This is a genomic window from Leptospira levettii (assembly GCF_002812085.1).
GTDB lineage: Bacteria > Spirochaetota > Leptospiria > Leptospirales > Leptospiraceae > Leptospira_A > Leptospira_A levettii.
Genome location: NZ_NPDM01000004.1, coordinates 178,604 through 194,051, shown reverse-complemented (window position 1 = coordinate 194,051; position 15,448 = coordinate 178,604). Strand labels below are relative to the sequence as shown.

Here is a 15,448-nt window from a genome sequence, read left to right as displayed (position 1 = left end):
TTTGGTTAAACAGGCAGACCAAAACCAAAGAAGGCCTTGTGATTCCTATCCGAGGCCTTTTTTTTATGAATAGGGAGTAGGCAAATTCCAGTTCAATCTTCGATTTCGTTATTTTCTAAACTGTTACGTTTATACTTTTCCTCTGCCCTCTTCTTCTGTTTGTCTTTTTGTTTGCGGATGGCATCGAGTTTTTCTCGAAATTTCTCAGGTGTTCGTTCTTTCTCCATTTCCAAACAGAGTAAGTCACGAGCTTTGTAACGATTGAGTCCTTGGGTGCGGTAAATGGAACACTTCACTTGTTTGCTTGTTGGAACATGAAGTAACACAACAGCTGTTGCCACCTTATTCACGTTTTGCCCCCCTTTGCCACTCGCTTTTACAAACTGTTCTTTTAAATCAGATTCGCGGATGCCGAGTGATTGCATTCGTTTTTGGAGAGCGGCATTTTTTTCTGGGGAAACTGGGAAGGTAAGTGCCATGACAGTGTTACTCTTAGGTTGGAAATTGGAATGGTTTTCGGGCGATGCCTTAAGGATTTGTGAAAAATATCATTTTAAGAAGAGAACCCTAAGAAATAAACCCCTCATGGAAAGAAGGGTTTGCATCCTTACGGCTAAATTGGAACCTAAGACTTGTTTTACGTAGCTGTTGATTCTTCGATTTCTAAAATTCGTTTTCTCAGATCAGAAGCTGTTTCATAATTTTCAATCTGGATGGCATTGAACTTTTGGATGTAAAGACCAACCAGTTCATCCCCAACTTTTCCGGGAACTGACAATGCTTTTTTAAAATTATCAATGTCGAGTGTTGGATGGTTTGTATGGAAGTAGTCCACAATCCTTTCCATTTTGAGCCTTGTTGCTTCTCTGGCAATGCCAGAAGTGTTCCGAAACTCAATGGATAAATTTGCTAATGTTTCCAGTGGTTCACTTACCTGCTCCAGTTGGTCACTGAGATTTGTGGTTTGGGTTTTCTTTTCTTTTGCCTTACAAAATTCTACATACCGCATCACCATGGAATTAAATTGTTCCATTCGTTCTTGGATGTATTGGTTCGCCAAATCTTTGTTTTCTGGCATTTGGAAATCAGGGAGTTGCACCACATCATACAAATGGATATTGTCCGCGAGGATTTTCATGAGTTCCTCTTTGGATGGCAGTGCCACAGGTGGAAAGGTCACCACTGGGTAATTGTCCCCTATTTTTAAGAAACTCACCACCACATTGGAGGCTATGATTTTCCCACCTGGTGCAATCGGATTCTCTCCGAATACATGGCAGTATGCGATTAAATTCCCGGTTGGATTTGGTTTGGAACCGCGTTCAAAATTCATAGTGTATCCTTTAGACTAAGAAATGTGCAGGAAGACACAAGTGATTTTTTAATCTTCCCAATTGGCAATTTGTTCTTCTAAATTCTTTGCAATCTTAAAATACGCCTCTTGTAGAGGAGATTTTTTCTCGTCAAGTAAGGCAGGTTTCCCCGCTTCTCCCGAACTCATCACATCGAGTGTGAGAGGGACCGCACCAAGTTCAGGAACTCCCACTTGTTTGGAAAGTTTTTCCCCTCCCCCTTTGGAAAATACATCGGTCACATGGCCACATTTCGGACAAGCAAACCCAGACATGTTTTCCACAATCCCAAGGATTGGTACTTTTACTTGTTTGAACATAGCAGCAGCACGACCGGCATCTAGGACTGCCACCTCTTGTGGAGTGGTGACAATCACAGCTCCATCGAGGTCAATGAGCTGGGCAAGTGATAACTGTACATCCCCAGTTCCTGGAGGTAAATCGATGAAGAGGTAATCTAATTCTCCCCAAACTACATCGTATAAGAACTGTTCTATGGCCTTACCAAGCATAGGTCCACGCCAAACCACAGGTTGGTCTTCGGTGACGAGAAAGGAAAAGGATATGAGTTTGATTCCATGTTTTTCTATAGGATAAATTTTATCTTCTTCGGATTTTAATGCCACTCGGCCATTAATTCCAAACATCTTTCCAAGGGATGGACCATAAATGTCGGCATCCATAATCCCCACCTTTTTGCCGTTACGTGCTAAGGTGCTCGCTAAGTTTGCAGTGACAGTGGATTTCCCCACTCCCCCTTTTCCAGAACCTACAGCGATGACTTTTTTCACACCGAAGATTCGGTTTCCATCTTCCATCTTTAAGTTTTGATCAACTTCAAATTTGATCTTTACTTTGCCAGCACCTTCGATTTTGGAAATCAACTGTCTTGTTTGTGCTTCGAGTCCAATTTGTAAACGGCGGTCTGCATTCGGAGTTTTGATGAGGATTTCGATTCCATCATCGGTGGGAGTGACTTTTGCCACCATTCCGAGACTCACAATGTCTTTTTTGAGTTCCGGGTGTTTCACTTGCATGAGTTGCCGTTGGATGGTTGTTAAATCAATTTTATCATTCGCCATGGTATGTCCTTTAGACGACTCCCTCTGTCTCTTCGTAAAGAATAGGATTTGTCTCTGTAAATTTAGTATCTGAATAAATGAAACGACGGTAATGGGTTTGTTTTCCCAGTTCGATCAAATGGAATCCACACTCGTGTTTGGAATCCGAAAGTCGTGTACTCGAAGCTGAATTCACAATGGTGAAGGGAGTCTCTTTCCCAGGAAGTTTGACCCAATTGGTATGTGTGTGTCCATGTAAGTACAATTCGGGAGGATTGATTTGTAATCCATCCACCACTTCCTTGCGGTTTGACATACGATGGGAAGCAGATTCCACTTCTGTTTTGGGATTCCAAAGTGGGTGGTGACCCACAAGAACATAAGGTTCTTCTGAGAGTTTCACTGTTTTTTCGACTACTTCTTTGGAAACATATCCGTTTGCTGTGATTCTCGGAATGGCTAAATTGGAATCCCAGCCAACAAATAATTTTCCTGCAATTCGTTTGGTTCGTAAGTAATGATTGGGACAAATAGACTCACCCATCCATTCTGCAAATGCCTTTTCAAATAAAGGATTTGGCCCCATAGCTCTTTTTTGGTAACGGTCATGGTTTCCTGGAATTAAGAACGTTTTGTCCGTTAAAATCGGTTTTAAGATGTCTTTTGCATTTTGGAATTCACTTGGATGTGAAACGTTTGTTAGGTCACCAGAGATAACAAGAGCATCATATTCTAAACTTTTGATAGTGTCCACCATGGCAGCGATTAGAACTACTGGGTGTTTTGACCTTCTCCTCACATGGTAATTGAGGTATCCGACAATGGCTTTTCCGCGAAGCGAAAACAATGAGAGTTTTTTCGGGAAATGTAAATCGGATATATGAAGGATTTTCATTCGTTAATATCCATGATTCCAAGGATATCTCCTTTTTTCACTACCGATCCTTGTTCCATGATGATTTTTTTTAAGGTACCAGAATAAGGGGATTCGACAGGAAATGCGGCTTTATCAGTCACAAGTTCGATCACTTCGTCCCCTTCCTTCACAGATTGGCCTTCTTTGCATAACCAACGGACGAGTTCGATTTTTTCAGTGTCACCTAAATCAGGAGTTTTCAGAAGGAATTCTTTCATATACAAACAAACCTGCTCACTCGGTCGGAAAACTGGTTTACAAAACCAAGTTTTCCCGTTTTTTATACATAAAAGTTTAGCGAACCTCAATGGCAAACGAGAAAATCAAATACAAAGGCACAGAAATCCTTGAAAACTTAGACCAACTCATCCAAAAGGATTATTTCCATTTTGAATTAAAAGGTCTAACCAAATCGACACGTGATATCGTAAACGAAGTGGTCCAAGGAATTTTAAACCGCGTGGGTGCAAACCCTCTCACCTCTTTTCACCTCTTTAGTGGACTCATGGAAGCCCTGCTCAATGCGGTAAAAGCAAATACAAGATTTGTCATTTTCCAAGATGAACTCTTAAACAAACTGAAAGCCCAAGGACAAACTCCTGAAGAAGAAGCAGAAGAGTTACTTGATATCATTTTAGAAACGGAACCACTTCGAGATGCAATGCAACGTTACATTGTGCCCGATAAAATCAAAAAAGTGGTACAAAAAATCCTCACCCTTTCTGACAAAAAAAGAACTAAAAAACACAATCTTTCTCAGGATGAAAAAGATTTCCTAACAATTGTTAGAGAGAAAGTAAAAAAGTATGATTTAAAGATTTCTATGAAAATCGAAATCCGTCCAAACTCTGTTTACATTCGGATTCGTAACGATTCTCCCATTATGGGAATGGACTTAAACAGGATTCGAAAGAGTAGAGAACGTCACGCAGAACTTGCCAAACAAGGGAACAGTGCTGAGTTTTTTCGCCCAGACTTTTTGGATGAAAAAGAAAGTGCAGGATTTGGAATTGCAATGATTGATGAAGGTTTTTATAATTTGGGACTTGATCCATTAGAATGTTTTGATATCCAAACCAGCAAAAAAACCACAACCGTCTATTTGAATTACCCACTCGAAGCACTCCAAAAAATGGAGTTTTGATTCCTATCGAATCCATTCCTTGGATACAATTCGAAGAGAACTACCGAAACTTAGGTGGCCTTCTCTTCGAAGATTGTGTATCAGAACCTGGTTACACAATCTGTGATCATTACTCTCATCCGATCGAAGAAATTCCGCTTACATTCTCTCGAAACCAAAACTTAAAAGGACAAATCCACTCCCTATTCGATCGATTGGATTTAGAAAGAAAAAAAGGGAATTACCCTTGTGGGATCCTCAATTATGAATTAGGATACCACTTTATAGAAGGATTGGATTTAGAATCTTCTCCTTTAAAGGAAGGAACCCCACTCCTTCATATCACAATTTACCAAAACAAAAAAAGATCAATATACAAAAATCCTGATTTGAAGTTTGATTCGTTAATTTCCATTTCAAATCCCAAACCAAAATGGTCGAAAGACGAATATACAACCCAATGGGAAAAAACTTTGGAGTATTTGAAACTTGGTGAAAGTTATGAATTAAATTTGTGTTTTCCCGTCGAATTTCAGATTCAAGGTGATTTGTTTTCCTATTACCAAAACCTCAAAACAAAACAAAAAACAAAATATTCTGTATTTTATCCTTACGATGGGAAAAACAAAACCATTGTCTCCCTCTCTCCTGAACTTTTTTTTGAAGTCAATGGGGAAACAATCACCACCGAACCAATGAAGGGAACCAATGTAAGAGGGAATACAAAAGAGGAAGACCAAAAGAATTTTTTACACCTACAAACTTCCGAAAAGGAAAGAGCCGAAAATGTAATGATCACAGATCTGTATCGGAATGATTTGGGAAGAATCGCCAAACAGGGAACAGTTGTCGTGGAAGAACTTTTTTCAATCCGAGGGCTCAGTACTGTTTGGCAAATGGTTTCCCAAGTAACGGCAAAATTAGACAAACCATTTTCTTGGAATACAGTCCTCTCTTCCTTGTTCCCATCAGGATCCGTGATTGGTGCACCCAAACGAAATTCCTATGAACTTTTACGTTCACTAGAATTTGGAAACAGAGGGGTGTATACCGGTGCGTTTTTTACATCGGAGGAAACAAACCACATTCCCCAAATCCGTGCCTGTGTTACAATTCGTACGTTAGAAACAGAATCAAATGACAAATCGCATAAAGCGATTTATGGCATTGGGAGTGGAGTCACAGTACTTTCCAAACCCAATGAAGAATATGAAGAATGCCTCTCCAAACTAAAGGTACTAACGAGTCCCGTCCCACCCACTTTCCAAATTTTAGAGACAATGAAAGTATCCAACGGAAAAATATTCTTAAAAGAACATCATGGAAATCGATTGGAAAGTACAGCAAAACGGTTTGGATTTTCTTTTTCAAAAAAAAAGTTAGAAGATACTTTCCATAGAATCGAATTAGAAGTAACAGGCAAGGTTAGGATACGTTTCTTACTGAATGAAGAGGGCAACTTCCATTGGGAAAAAACGCCACTTCCGAAACGTTCGATCCGTCCTACCATACAATTGGGTTTTGCAAAGGAACCTATCAATTCAAATGATGTATTTTTATTCCACAAAACAACAAACCGTGGTGTCTATAACCATCTAACGGAAGTTTGTAAAGAATTAGGTTTTGATGATTGTATCCTTTTTGACAAGGATGGCAGAGTGCTTGAAACGACGATCCGCAACCTATTTTACAGAGAAAAGGGAAAATGGTTTACACCTTCCTTGGAAACAGGTGGTTTACCTGGAGTATTCCGAGAATGGCTTCTTAAAAAAGGTTGGGTGGAGGTAAAACCCACAACTAGAGATGACTTACTACAAGCAGAGGCCATCCTAGTGGGGAATTCCGTCCGAGGTTTCGAACGGGTAACACTTGTTACAAAATAAATCGACTTAGGTCTTTGTCCTCTATGATTCCTTTTAGTTTGTTCGAAACATATTCTTCATTGATGACAACATGTTTTTTGTCCTCTGGTAAATCGGGAGCTTCAAAACTTGTGTCTTCCAATAATTTTTCCATGATGGTATTGAGTCTTCGTGCTCCAATGTTTTCATTTTTTTCATTCATTTGAAAAGCAAGTTTCGCAATTTCAGCAATTCCATCTGGTGTGTATTCAATCTTCACACCTTCTGTGGCAAGAAGGGCTTCGTATTGTTTGGTGAGGGAAGACTTTGGAGTTGTGAGTATTTTGATAAAATCTCCCTCCGTCAGTGTTTCCAATTCCACACGGATTGGAAAACGACCTTGTAACTCAGGGATCAGGTCAGATGGTTTTGTCATGTGAAATGCACCCGCGGCAATAAACAAAATATGATCTGTTTTGATTGGACCGAGTTTTGTATTGACTGTGGATCCTTCTACGATGGGAAGTAAATCACGCTGCACCCCTTCTCTCGAAACATCTGCTCCTTGGCGCCCTTCTCTTCCCGCGATTTTATCAATTTCATCGAGAAAAATAATTCCCATCTCTTCCACTCGGCGAACTGCTTCTTGTTGGATTTTATCAGAATCGATGAGTTTTTCTGCTTCCGATTCGAGTAAAATTTTCTGTGCATCCGAAACTTTCACTTTTCGTTTGCCTGATTTTTTTGGCATCAAATCCCCAAGTAGGTTTTGGATTTGGTTGTCCATCTCTTCCATATTCCCCGCACCAAACACTTGCAACATGGGCATACCTGTTTGAGCCGATGGTTTTGGAATATCAATTTCGATTTCTTGTTCGTTTAGGATCCCTTTCCGTACTTTGTCACGAAACTTTTCTCTGGATTCTTTATAACTTTCAAACCGTTCTTTTTCTTCAGGGTTTAGTTCAGATTCTTTTTTATGAAAGATAGGTGGTAAGATCGCATCTAAAATAATTTCTTCTGCTTTTTCTGTGGCTTTGTCTCTCACACGTTCACGAAATTCCGCCTTTACAAGGTTTAATGCACCCATGGCCAAATCTCGTATCATGGATTCAACATCCCGACCTACATACCCAACTTCTGTGTATTTGGTGGCTTCCACTTTCAGAAAAGGTGCACCACATAACTTAGACAGACGACGTGCAATTTCAGTTTTCCCAACTCCTGTTGGCCCAATCATAATGATGTTTTTAGGATAAATTTCTTCCCGTAAGGATTCATCGAGTTTACGCCTTCTCGAACGATTGCGAAGGGCTACTGCCACAGCTCGTTTTGCTTTTGTTTGGCCAATGATATGTTCATCCAAACGTTCGACAATTTGACGAGGCGTAAGATCCTCTGTTTTGTTTGGATCGTTTGCCACTTCTGCTAAAATGGTTTTGAGTGTCATATTATAATTCCTCGATCACTAAATTGTGGTTTGTATAAATACAAATGTCTGCGGTGATCTTCATCGCTCTTGTGATAATTTCTTTTGGGTCTAAGTCTGTATTCTCTACGAGTGCTCTTGCAGCACTGAGGGCAAAATTACCACCAGATCCAATGGCAAGTACACCGTCATCTGGGGAGATCACATCCCCTGTTCCGGAAATGAGAAAGGATTCATTGGCATCACAAACAATGAGGAGTGCCTCAAGCCTTCGTAACATTCGGTCCATCCTCCATTCACGTGCCAGTTCAACTGCCGCACGAGAGACAGATCCACCATGTTCGATTAATTTTTTTTCAAAGAGTTCAAAGAGTGTGAAGGCATCGGCAGCACTTCCAGCAAATCCAGCGATCACCTTACCATTGTAAAGGCGACGTACTTTTTTTGCTGTATGTTTCATGACGGTATTTCCCATCGAAACTTGGCCATCTCCTCCGACTGCAATTTTTCCGTTTTTACGGACAGAGAGGATGGTGGTTGCGTGAATTGTTTCCATACGGATAAAATTCCAAATGGGAAACCTTTGTCGAGAAAAATGGAGGTTACTTTCTTTTGATGAGGACCATCTGGTTTCCAATCTCAAAGGATTGGTCTAAAAAATAATAGTCAGTGAGTTCGCGGATCATAAATAACCCTATGCCGTGTTCTCTGTAATCACTCACGTCAAAACTTCGTAAGTCTTTGGGTTCTACTTTTTTTCCATAATCTCGGAGTTTGATCTCCACTCTGTCTTTATCAAATTGGATTTCGATAAAGATGGGTTTGTCTGTGCGATTCGAATAAGCGTGACGAATGATATTGGTGATGGCTTCCCCGATGACCAATTTTAAATCCATGGAATCAAATAGGGAAAATCCATGTTCTAAACATAAATGAAAAAAGTAATTACGAGTGTGGGAAACAAAACGAGGGTTGGAGGGAATTTGGATACGGACTACTTTTCCGTAGTCCGCATGTTTCGTGGGGTTCGACATTATCCTCTCGGATGGAATTTCTTATGAACTTCCTTCAGAGTTTTATTTGCCATATGTGTGTAAATCTGTGTGGTAGAAATATCAATATGACCAAGTAACTCTTGCACGGACTTAAGGTCTGCGTGGTTTTCGAGTAGGTGTGTTGCAAACGAGTGACGTAGTGTGTGTGGTGTGACTTTTTTCTTAATTTTAGTTCGTTTGATGTAGTGGTTGAGAAGTCTCCAAACCGACTTACGATTGATATACGATCCTTTTTTGGAAACAAACACAAAGTCACAGGTTCTTTTTTTGAGAATTTCCGTGCGGCTTTCAGTGAGGTAACGTTTTAGGATTTCCAAAGACTTCTCACCAAAAGGAACGAGGCGTTGTCTTCCCCCTTTTCCTTCGACAGTGATGGTCATATTTTCCACATCGATATCAGACATTTTTAAGTTACAAGCTTCTGAAATCCGAAGGCCAGATGAGTATAGTAATTCAAAGATACATTTGTCACGAAGTTCGTACAAATTGTCCTCTTTGATGTTTTTAAAGAGTTCCTCGATTTCCGCTTGTGTGAGGTAATCAGGGATGGTTCTTGCAACTTCAGGAGTTTCAATTTTTTCCGTTGGATTGGAATCGAGACGTTTTTCATCTCGTAAGTATTTGTAAAATTGACGGATTGCCACAACTTCTCTTGCGAGAGTTTTTGCAGAGATTTTACGTTCCCTTTCTTCTTCGAGAAAACGCATGATGTCGTTTGCTTTTACTTCTAAAAAGTTGATATGTTCTTTTTCCAAAAAGATGGCGAACTTGTTGAGATCGTATCCGTAGGAATAAATCGAATTATCGCTCAGTCCTTTTTCTACGGACAGGTACTCTTGGAATGTTTGTAAAAGCTGATTTTGAGAAACTGGCAATTTGGAACCCATCTTTACTCTCTTATGTTACTTAAAGAGTCGGACAAAAAGCTTAAAGAGACTTATTATTTTTTTTGCCACAAATGGCTATGTCAGGAAAAAAGGAGATGTGACTTACCGAATCACTCCCTTTTTTTTACTCATCCTTTCTTTCCTGTTAGTCGTTAATTGCGGCCGAAAAGAACGAACTCTTTTTGAAGAAGGAAAAAAATGGGAATTGGTTGGAGAAAAAACAAAAGCCCTTTATTATTACGAACTTTCGCTCCGGGAAAATCCTGAGTATGATCCTGTCCTCAAACGTATGGGACTTCTCCTTGCTGACAGTGTGGAATCCATTGCCACGGCCATCTTTTATTTGGAAAAATACCACAAACAAAAAAAAGACGACACGGAAGTACAAAGAGAACTCTTCCGCCTCTATCTTACCACAGGGTATGAAAAAGAAGCACTGGAAATTTTAGAGGAAATTCGGTTCCAAGGGAAAAAAGAAACCTTGGAATTTTTTGAAGCTACCTATCTCTGTCTTACCAGAGGGGTCAAACAAAAGGACTACCTCCAGAGTTTAGAAACTAGCCCACTTTCGGGTGACCCGTACTATGCACCTTGGGTGCGGGCGTGTGAAACAAAATAAGCACAAATCGTTTAGACCGAGTCTAAAGAATAACGAACTAGATACAGATTAGGAGAGAATATGAACCACAAAGTTGTCATCATTGGATCAGGACCTGCAGGACACACAGCAGCCATTTACGCGGCGAGAGCCAATTTAAACCCAGTGATGTATGAAGGATTTATGGCAGGTGGTGTTGCCGCAGGTGGACAACTCACAACGACAACGGAAGTGGAGAATTTCCCTGGTTTTCCAGAGGGGATCGATGGAACCAAACTCACTCAACTTTTCCGCGAACAATCGGCAAAATATGGAACCACCATCCATACCCAAACCATCACCAAAGTCGATTTTTCAAAACGCCCTTTTACCATTTGGTCAGATGACGAAGAAATCAAAGCAGAATCCATTATCATTGCAACTGGCGCCACCGCCAAACGTATGTTTGTAAAAGGAGAAGATGTATTTTGGCAACGTGGGATTTCCGCTTGTGCCGTATGTGACGGTGCCCTTCCGATTTACCGAAACAAAGCTCTTGCAGTGGTCGGTGGTGGTGACTCAGCAGTGGAAGAAGCAAATCACCTGACTAAATTTGCATCAAAAGTATATCTTGTGGTGAGACGTGACCAACTCCGCGCTTCCCAGATCATGCAAAAACGTGCCATGGAACACCCAAAAATTGAAATCCTTTGGAACCAAACCGTTGTGGAAGCAAAAGGTGGTGCAGGTGGACTTACCTCCATCGTACTCGAAAGCACAAAGGACAAAACCCAAAAAGACTTAGAAGTGGGTGGACTTTTTTATGCGATTGGCCACGTTCCCAATACAGAAATTTTCAAAGGCCAATTGAATTTAGATGAAACAGGTTATATCATCACAAAACCAGGAACCACACAAACCAATGTGGAAGGTGTATTTGCTGCAGGTGATGTTCAGGACAAAGTGTACAGACAAGCGATCACGGCTGCAGGTAGCGGTTGTATGGCGGCACTCGAAGCAGAACGTTGGTTAGAAGGTCATTAGAATTTAAACATTCACTTCCTTTTGGAAGAAAAACCGATTTGGTGGGAGATCGCCAAATCGGTTTTTTATATCACTCCGAATACTGTACCGATTCTCGATTTGGGAACACCACCGAATCACCATTTGGTGCCACATATTGTTTTTTTCCATTTTCCCATTCCACGAGTGTGAAGTTAGAACCTCGGAAAACAATTTGATTCCCAGGGAAAACATTCGCTTCCCATCCATCTCCAAACCAACGATAATTTCCTTTTTTCCATAAGAAAAAATAGGTTCCTTTGGGTCCTAAAAAATCCCCTTCCCGTTTTCCTGTATAATCATTCACATTAGCGACAAATATTTTATAGAGGGAAGGAAGTTCATCGTAGGATTTGATCTCTTTTGCAGATTCTTTGAGAGTAAAACCTTTCTCTAAAAAGGAAAAATATTCATTGGGAAATTGTGGGTTCATGACTGTATACCCAGAGAGAGAAAGTGATTTAGAATCCTTTAAGATTTGAATTTTGTCTGTTTCAAATCGTTTTACACTTTCTTTCAATATGGAATCTGCACTGACACCAGTTACTTTTTGTAAGGCGAGAGTGGACTCAAGTCCCAAACAAGTTTCTTTTTGGTAGGAAGTGATCGCGTCTTTTCCATATACATCATGGATGTGTTTCACTAAGATGGCGCCAAAAAGATAAGGTATGTTGTCTTTGTATTTGGCATCTAACAAAGATTTAAAGGATTTGGGTGCCTTACTTTCGCGTATTAATTTTTCTGTTTCTGTATATACCCATACACGTTTACGGTCACTCATTCGAGATTCAATATAAGATGCCAATCCTTCTTCAAACCAGGGATCAAGGATTTCTTGGGAAGGTTGGGTTCCTGTTTCCGCTATGGTTTTTAAACAAGAAACTTGTTCTGCGTTTCTTGTCAGTTTTTGGAGTACCATACTAAAATTAAGCCGGCGAAGGGAATCTGCGTCAAAATTTGGATTACCCGACCGTTCTGGCATTTGTTCGCCACAACATAAAACGATGGCATCCTTACCCCCAAATCCCATTTCTGTTTGGTTGGCACCAGGGAGATCAAAACCTATATATTCTTTTGCAGTTTGGTAATCATCAAAGAGTAAAACAGGAATTTTCCCCCGATTTTCAAAACCAAATTCATTTTTTAAAAAAGTAAATAAAGATTTGGTTTTGACTTCTTCACCAAACACACGTAAAAACTCATTCCATTTATCAGAACCATAAAATGTAAGATTTTCCAATTCCAACTTTGGTTTTCCGAATTTGGATTCATTGACAAGAAGGTAGTTTTGATACTCGAGAGGTTTTTGGTAAATGGAATCGTATTCTTTTCGGTGGGAAATCCAATACTTTGTGATTTTGGTATTGTCTGGATAATTCCAAACGAGTGTCGGCAAACATCCGTTACATGATGCGGAAGGAGGAGCAAAAACAAATCCAGTCCCTGTTGGAAAATCTAATTTAAAAATCCCTGTTGGCCATTCCGTAAACACACTGCCATCAGCACGTTTCCATTGGTAATGGTTTTTGGCCCATTGGTAAACTTCTCCCCCATCAGGTCCCGAATAATACCCAGGGGCTGCATCTAAAAATCCTAACTTCAAATCTTCCAGTTTTGGTTCTTGGAGTTTTTCAGATTGGAAAAAACTCTTTGGTGCCGTTTCTCCAAAATCAAAATACAAAACTTCTGCCCCACTCCCTCTTTTTAGAGGAACTGGTTTTCTCTCAGCATCAGAATAAAGGAAAGAACCAAGTAGGAAAGAAATTAAAAAAACTAGATTACGTTTCATAGGGACAATTCTCAATTGCCCCCAATTTTGTTCTAAAATTAGAGCACTGTCAAGAGGATTCTAAACAGCGTTTTGGTTTCGATAGGCGATGGCGATTTGCCCAGTTCTTGAAATTTCTCGGATTCCATATGGTTTTAAAACAGCGATGATATTCGTCACCTGACGTGAATTTCCAGAAAACTCAATTAGAAGGGAATCTTCTGTCATTTCTAAAATTTTCACATCAAATCCATTACAAATTGTAAGTGCTTCACTACGATTACTTTCACTGATGGAAAACGAAACAAGAACTAGTTCCCTTTGAACTGAACTCGCATACGCCATATCTTGTACTCTTAAAACATCAGGGAGTTTTAATAATTGGTTTTTCACCTGACCAACGACAAAGTCATCTCCATTGAGAACAATTGTCATAGAGGACACTTCTGGGTTATCGGTAACACCGACTGCAATTGAATCAATGTTATACCCACGTCTTGTGAATAAACCTGAGACATGGCTCATGACACCTGGATGGTTATTGACTAATATACTGAGTGTATGTTTCATTTTTTCAATTTCCCCAAGTCTTTGAATTCGATGAGATCTTGTTGTGATTTACCAGCAGGGATCATTGGGAAAACTTTTTCTTCTGCAGGGATCATGACTTCAATGAGTGCTGAACCACTGTCTTTCAAAAAGAACTCTACCCCTTTATCAATCTCTGATTTTTTTTCAATTCTCATTGCTGGGATATCATAAGCTTCGGCAAGTTTCACAAAGTTAGGATTATAAGACCATTGTGATTCACTAAAACGTTCTTCATAAAAAAGTTCCTGCCATTGGCGAACCATACCAAGAAAGTTATTATTAAAAAGTAAAATCTTAACACCTAACTTAGATTGTGCGATCGTCGCAAGTTCTTGGATACACATTTGGAAAGATCCGTCACCTGTCACACAAATCACAGTTTTATCTGGGTTACCAAATTTGGCACCGATGGCCGCAGGTAATCCAAATCCCATTGTACCAAGGCCACCAGAAGTAAGCCATGTATTCGGTTTATCAAAGAGATAATACTGTGCTGCCCACATTTGGTGTTGGCCAACATCAGTAGAAACAATTGCCTCACCCTTAGTTTTTGTATATACCCTGTTTAAGAAGTCTTGTGGTTTGATACTTTCGCCATTGTTGTCATAATCGAGTGGGTGATTTTTTTTGAGAGTTTGGATTCTGGAAATCCAATCGGCACGATCTCCACCTTTTACAAAAGGAAGGATTTCACGAATGGCATCTTTCAAATCACCATGTAAGATATGGTCCACATTAATTCGTTTATTAAACTCTGCTGCATCAATGTCAACATGGGCTCTCACTGCATTTGGTGCAAAGTCTTGGTATTTGGCAACACGGTCATCAAACCGAGCCCCTAAATTGAGAATATAATCACATTCTAACACGGCTTTGTTGGCATAAGCCGTTCCATGCATACCAAGCATTCCCACGGAAAGTGGATGGGTGCCAGGAAAAGCACCAAGCCCCATGAGTGTTGTCGTCACAGGTGCATTTGCTTTTTCAGCAAGAGCTTTAATTTCCGCAGAAGCAAAAGAGTTGATTGCACCACCACCCACATAGAGTAACGGACGTTTGGCTTGGTTCAAAGCATCCGCAAATTCTTGAGGATCCCCTTTTACCTTTGGTCTTTCATAATGGTGAGGAGCAATTTTTAATGCGGAAGCTTTTCGTACGGAAGTTTTTTCCAATTGAACATCTTTTGGAAAATCGAGTAATACTGGGCCTGGTCGACCACCCATTGCGATTTTTATGGCTTCTTCAAAATGACGAGCAAGGTCATCGGCCTTTTTGATTAGTGCATTGTATTTTGTTATGGGAATTGTGATTCCAAAAATATCTGCTTCTTGGAAAGCATCGGTTCCAATGGCATCTGTGGCTACCTGACCTGTGATGGCAAGAATGGGGATGGAGTCCATTTTAGCATCAGTCAGACCAGTGATTAAATTGGTTGCTCCAGGTCCAGAAGTTGCGATACAAACACCTAACTTTCCTGTGGAACGAGCATAGCCTTCCGCCATATGGATGGCACCTTGTTCATGGCGAACAAGGATGTGTTTGATTTTTTTACTATGATAAAGTTCGTCGTAGAAAGGGAGAATGGCACCACCAGGGTAACCAAAGACAATTTCAACACCCGCTTCTTCCAATAATTCGACCATGAGCCGGCCGCCTGTAATTGCTTCGGTTGTAGATGTCATACGTATCCCCCCTCATTGTCATTTCTGCAAAAAAGAGCCTGGTGTCAATGTTCTCACGTTTTTGAGTCGATTTTTACTGTCTAAAAAGGAATGCTGAAAATTGG

16 protein-coding genes are annotated in these 15,448 nt (G+C 40.2%); 4 read left to right on the top strand and 12 right to left on the bottom strand.

The features are described from left to right. Positions 1-92: 92 nt before the first annotated feature. From CH354_RS13550 to CH354_RS13530, 5 genes are all read right to left on the bottom strand, one after another. Positions 93-479 carry a peptide chain release factor family protein gene (locus tag CH354_RS13550; RefSeq protein ID WP_100727477.1) on the bottom strand — a complete coding sequence of 129 codons (387 nt, stop codon included), beginning with the start codon at positions 477-479 and terminating at the stop codon, positions 93-95. A 158-nt stretch (positions 480-637) separates the two neighbouring features. Beyond that, positions 638-1,333: a hypothetical protein gene (locus CH354_RS13545; protein WP_100727476.1), complete on the bottom strand. Its 696-nt coding sequence runs from the start codon at positions 1,331-1,333 to the stop codon at positions 638-640. Between the two features lie 48 nt (positions 1,334-1,381). Beyond that, the gene (locus tag CH354_RS13540; protein WP_100728330.1) at positions 1,382-2,434 is read right to left on the bottom strand and encodes an Mrp/NBP35 family ATP-binding protein; all 1,053 of its coding nucleotides are present in this window, start codon (positions 2,432-2,434) and stop codon (positions 1,382-1,384) included. Positions 2,435-2,444: 10 nt separating this feature from the next. Beyond that, positions 2,445-3,308, bottom strand: a complete 864-nt coding sequence (locus CH354_RS13535) for a metallophosphoesterase family protein (RefSeq protein WP_100728329.1) — start codon at positions 3,306-3,308, stop codon at positions 2,445-2,447. Then, entirely contained in the window at positions 3,305-3,547 is a 243-nt protein-coding gene (locus tag CH354_RS13530; protein WP_100727473.1) for a biotin/lipoyl-containing protein, read from the bottom strand. The genes CH354_RS13535 and CH354_RS13530 overlap by 4 nt, the downstream gene beginning before the upstream one ends. A gap of 89 nt (positions 3,548-3,636) precedes the next feature. Here CH354_RS13530 and CH354_RS13525 point away from each other — a divergent pair, with 89 nt between their 5' ends. Both CH354_RS13525 and CH354_RS13520 read left to right on the top strand, forming a co-directional pair. Then, on the top strand, positions 3,637-4,473 hold the full coding sequence (locus tag CH354_RS13525; protein ID WP_100727472.1) for a hypothetical protein: 837 nt from the start codon (positions 3,637-3,639) through the stop codon (positions 4,471-4,473). After that, positions 4,470-6,335: a bifunctional chorismate-binding protein/class IV aminotransferase gene (locus CH354_RS13520; RefSeq protein ID WP_100728328.1), complete on the top strand. Its 1,866-nt coding sequence runs from the start codon at positions 4,470-4,472 to the stop codon at positions 6,333-6,335. The genes CH354_RS13525 and CH354_RS13520 overlap by 4 nt, the downstream gene beginning before the upstream one ends. Here CH354_RS13520 and hslU read toward each other — a convergent pair. From hslU to xerD, 4 genes are read right to left on the bottom strand one after another with little or no spacing between them, the layout of a single operon-like run. After that, positions 6,325-7,743, bottom strand: coding sequence for an ATP-dependent protease ATPase subunit HslU (gene hslU / locus CH354_RS13515; protein ID WP_100728327.1), 1,419 nt, complete (start codon positions 7,741-7,743; stop codon positions 6,325-6,327). The genes CH354_RS13520 and hslU overlap by 11 nt on opposite strands. A 1-nt stretch (position 7,744) precedes the next feature. Beyond that, on the bottom strand, positions 7,745-8,278 hold the full coding sequence (gene hslV / locus CH354_RS13510; RefSeq protein WP_100727469.1) for an ATP-dependent protease subunit HslV: 534 nt from the start codon (positions 8,276-8,278) through the stop codon (positions 7,745-7,747). Positions 8,279-8,324: 46 nt separating this feature from the next. After that, positions 8,325-8,756 carry an ATP-binding protein gene (locus tag CH354_RS13505; protein WP_100727468.1) on the bottom strand — a complete coding sequence of 144 codons (432 nt, stop codon included), beginning with the start codon at positions 8,754-8,756 and terminating at the stop codon, positions 8,325-8,327. Further along, positions 8,756-9,664, bottom strand: a complete 909-nt coding sequence (xerD, locus tag CH354_RS13500; RefSeq protein WP_100728326.1) for a site-specific tyrosine recombinase XerD — start codon at positions 9,662-9,664, stop codon at positions 8,756-8,758. Before xerD ends, CH354_RS13505 begins: the two co-directional genes overlap by 1 nt. Before the next feature lie 97 nt (positions 9,665-9,761). Between xerD and CH354_RS13495 the strand changes: the two genes are divergently transcribed. Together CH354_RS13495 and trxB are read left to right on the top strand one after the other, a co-directional pair. Next, positions 9,762-10,283, top strand: coding sequence for a tetratricopeptide repeat protein (locus tag CH354_RS13495; protein ID WP_100727553.1), 522 nt, complete (start codon positions 9,762-9,764; stop codon positions 10,281-10,283). Positions 10,284-10,343: 60 nt separating this feature from the next. Next, positions 10,344-11,285, top strand: coding sequence for a thioredoxin-disulfide reductase (gene trxB / locus CH354_RS13490; protein WP_100727466.1), 942 nt, complete (start codon positions 10,344-10,346; stop codon positions 11,283-11,285). A gap of 70 nt (positions 11,286-11,355) precedes the next feature. On the opposite strand, the gene CH354_RS13485 is transcribed toward trxB, so the two are convergent. From CH354_RS13485 to ilvB, 3 genes are read right to left on the bottom strand one after another with little or no spacing between them, the layout of a single operon-like run. Further along, positions 11,356-13,092: a peptidase MA family protein gene (locus CH354_RS13485; RefSeq protein WP_100766514.1), complete on the bottom strand. Its 1,737-nt coding sequence runs from the start codon at positions 13,090-13,092 to the stop codon at positions 11,356-11,358. Between the two features lie 60 nt (positions 13,093-13,152). Then, a complete protein-coding gene (ilvN, locus tag CH354_RS13480; protein WP_100727463.1) occupies positions 13,153-13,641 on the bottom strand; it encodes an acetolactate synthase small subunit in 489 nt (162 codons plus the stop codon). Further along, positions 13,638-15,344, bottom strand: a complete 1,707-nt coding sequence (gene ilvB / locus CH354_RS13475; RefSeq protein WP_100727462.1) for a biosynthetic-type acetolactate synthase large subunit — start codon at positions 15,342-15,344, stop codon at positions 13,638-13,640. The genes ilvN and ilvB overlap by 4 nt, the downstream gene beginning before the upstream one ends. Positions 15,345-15,448: the final 104 nt, after the last annotated feature.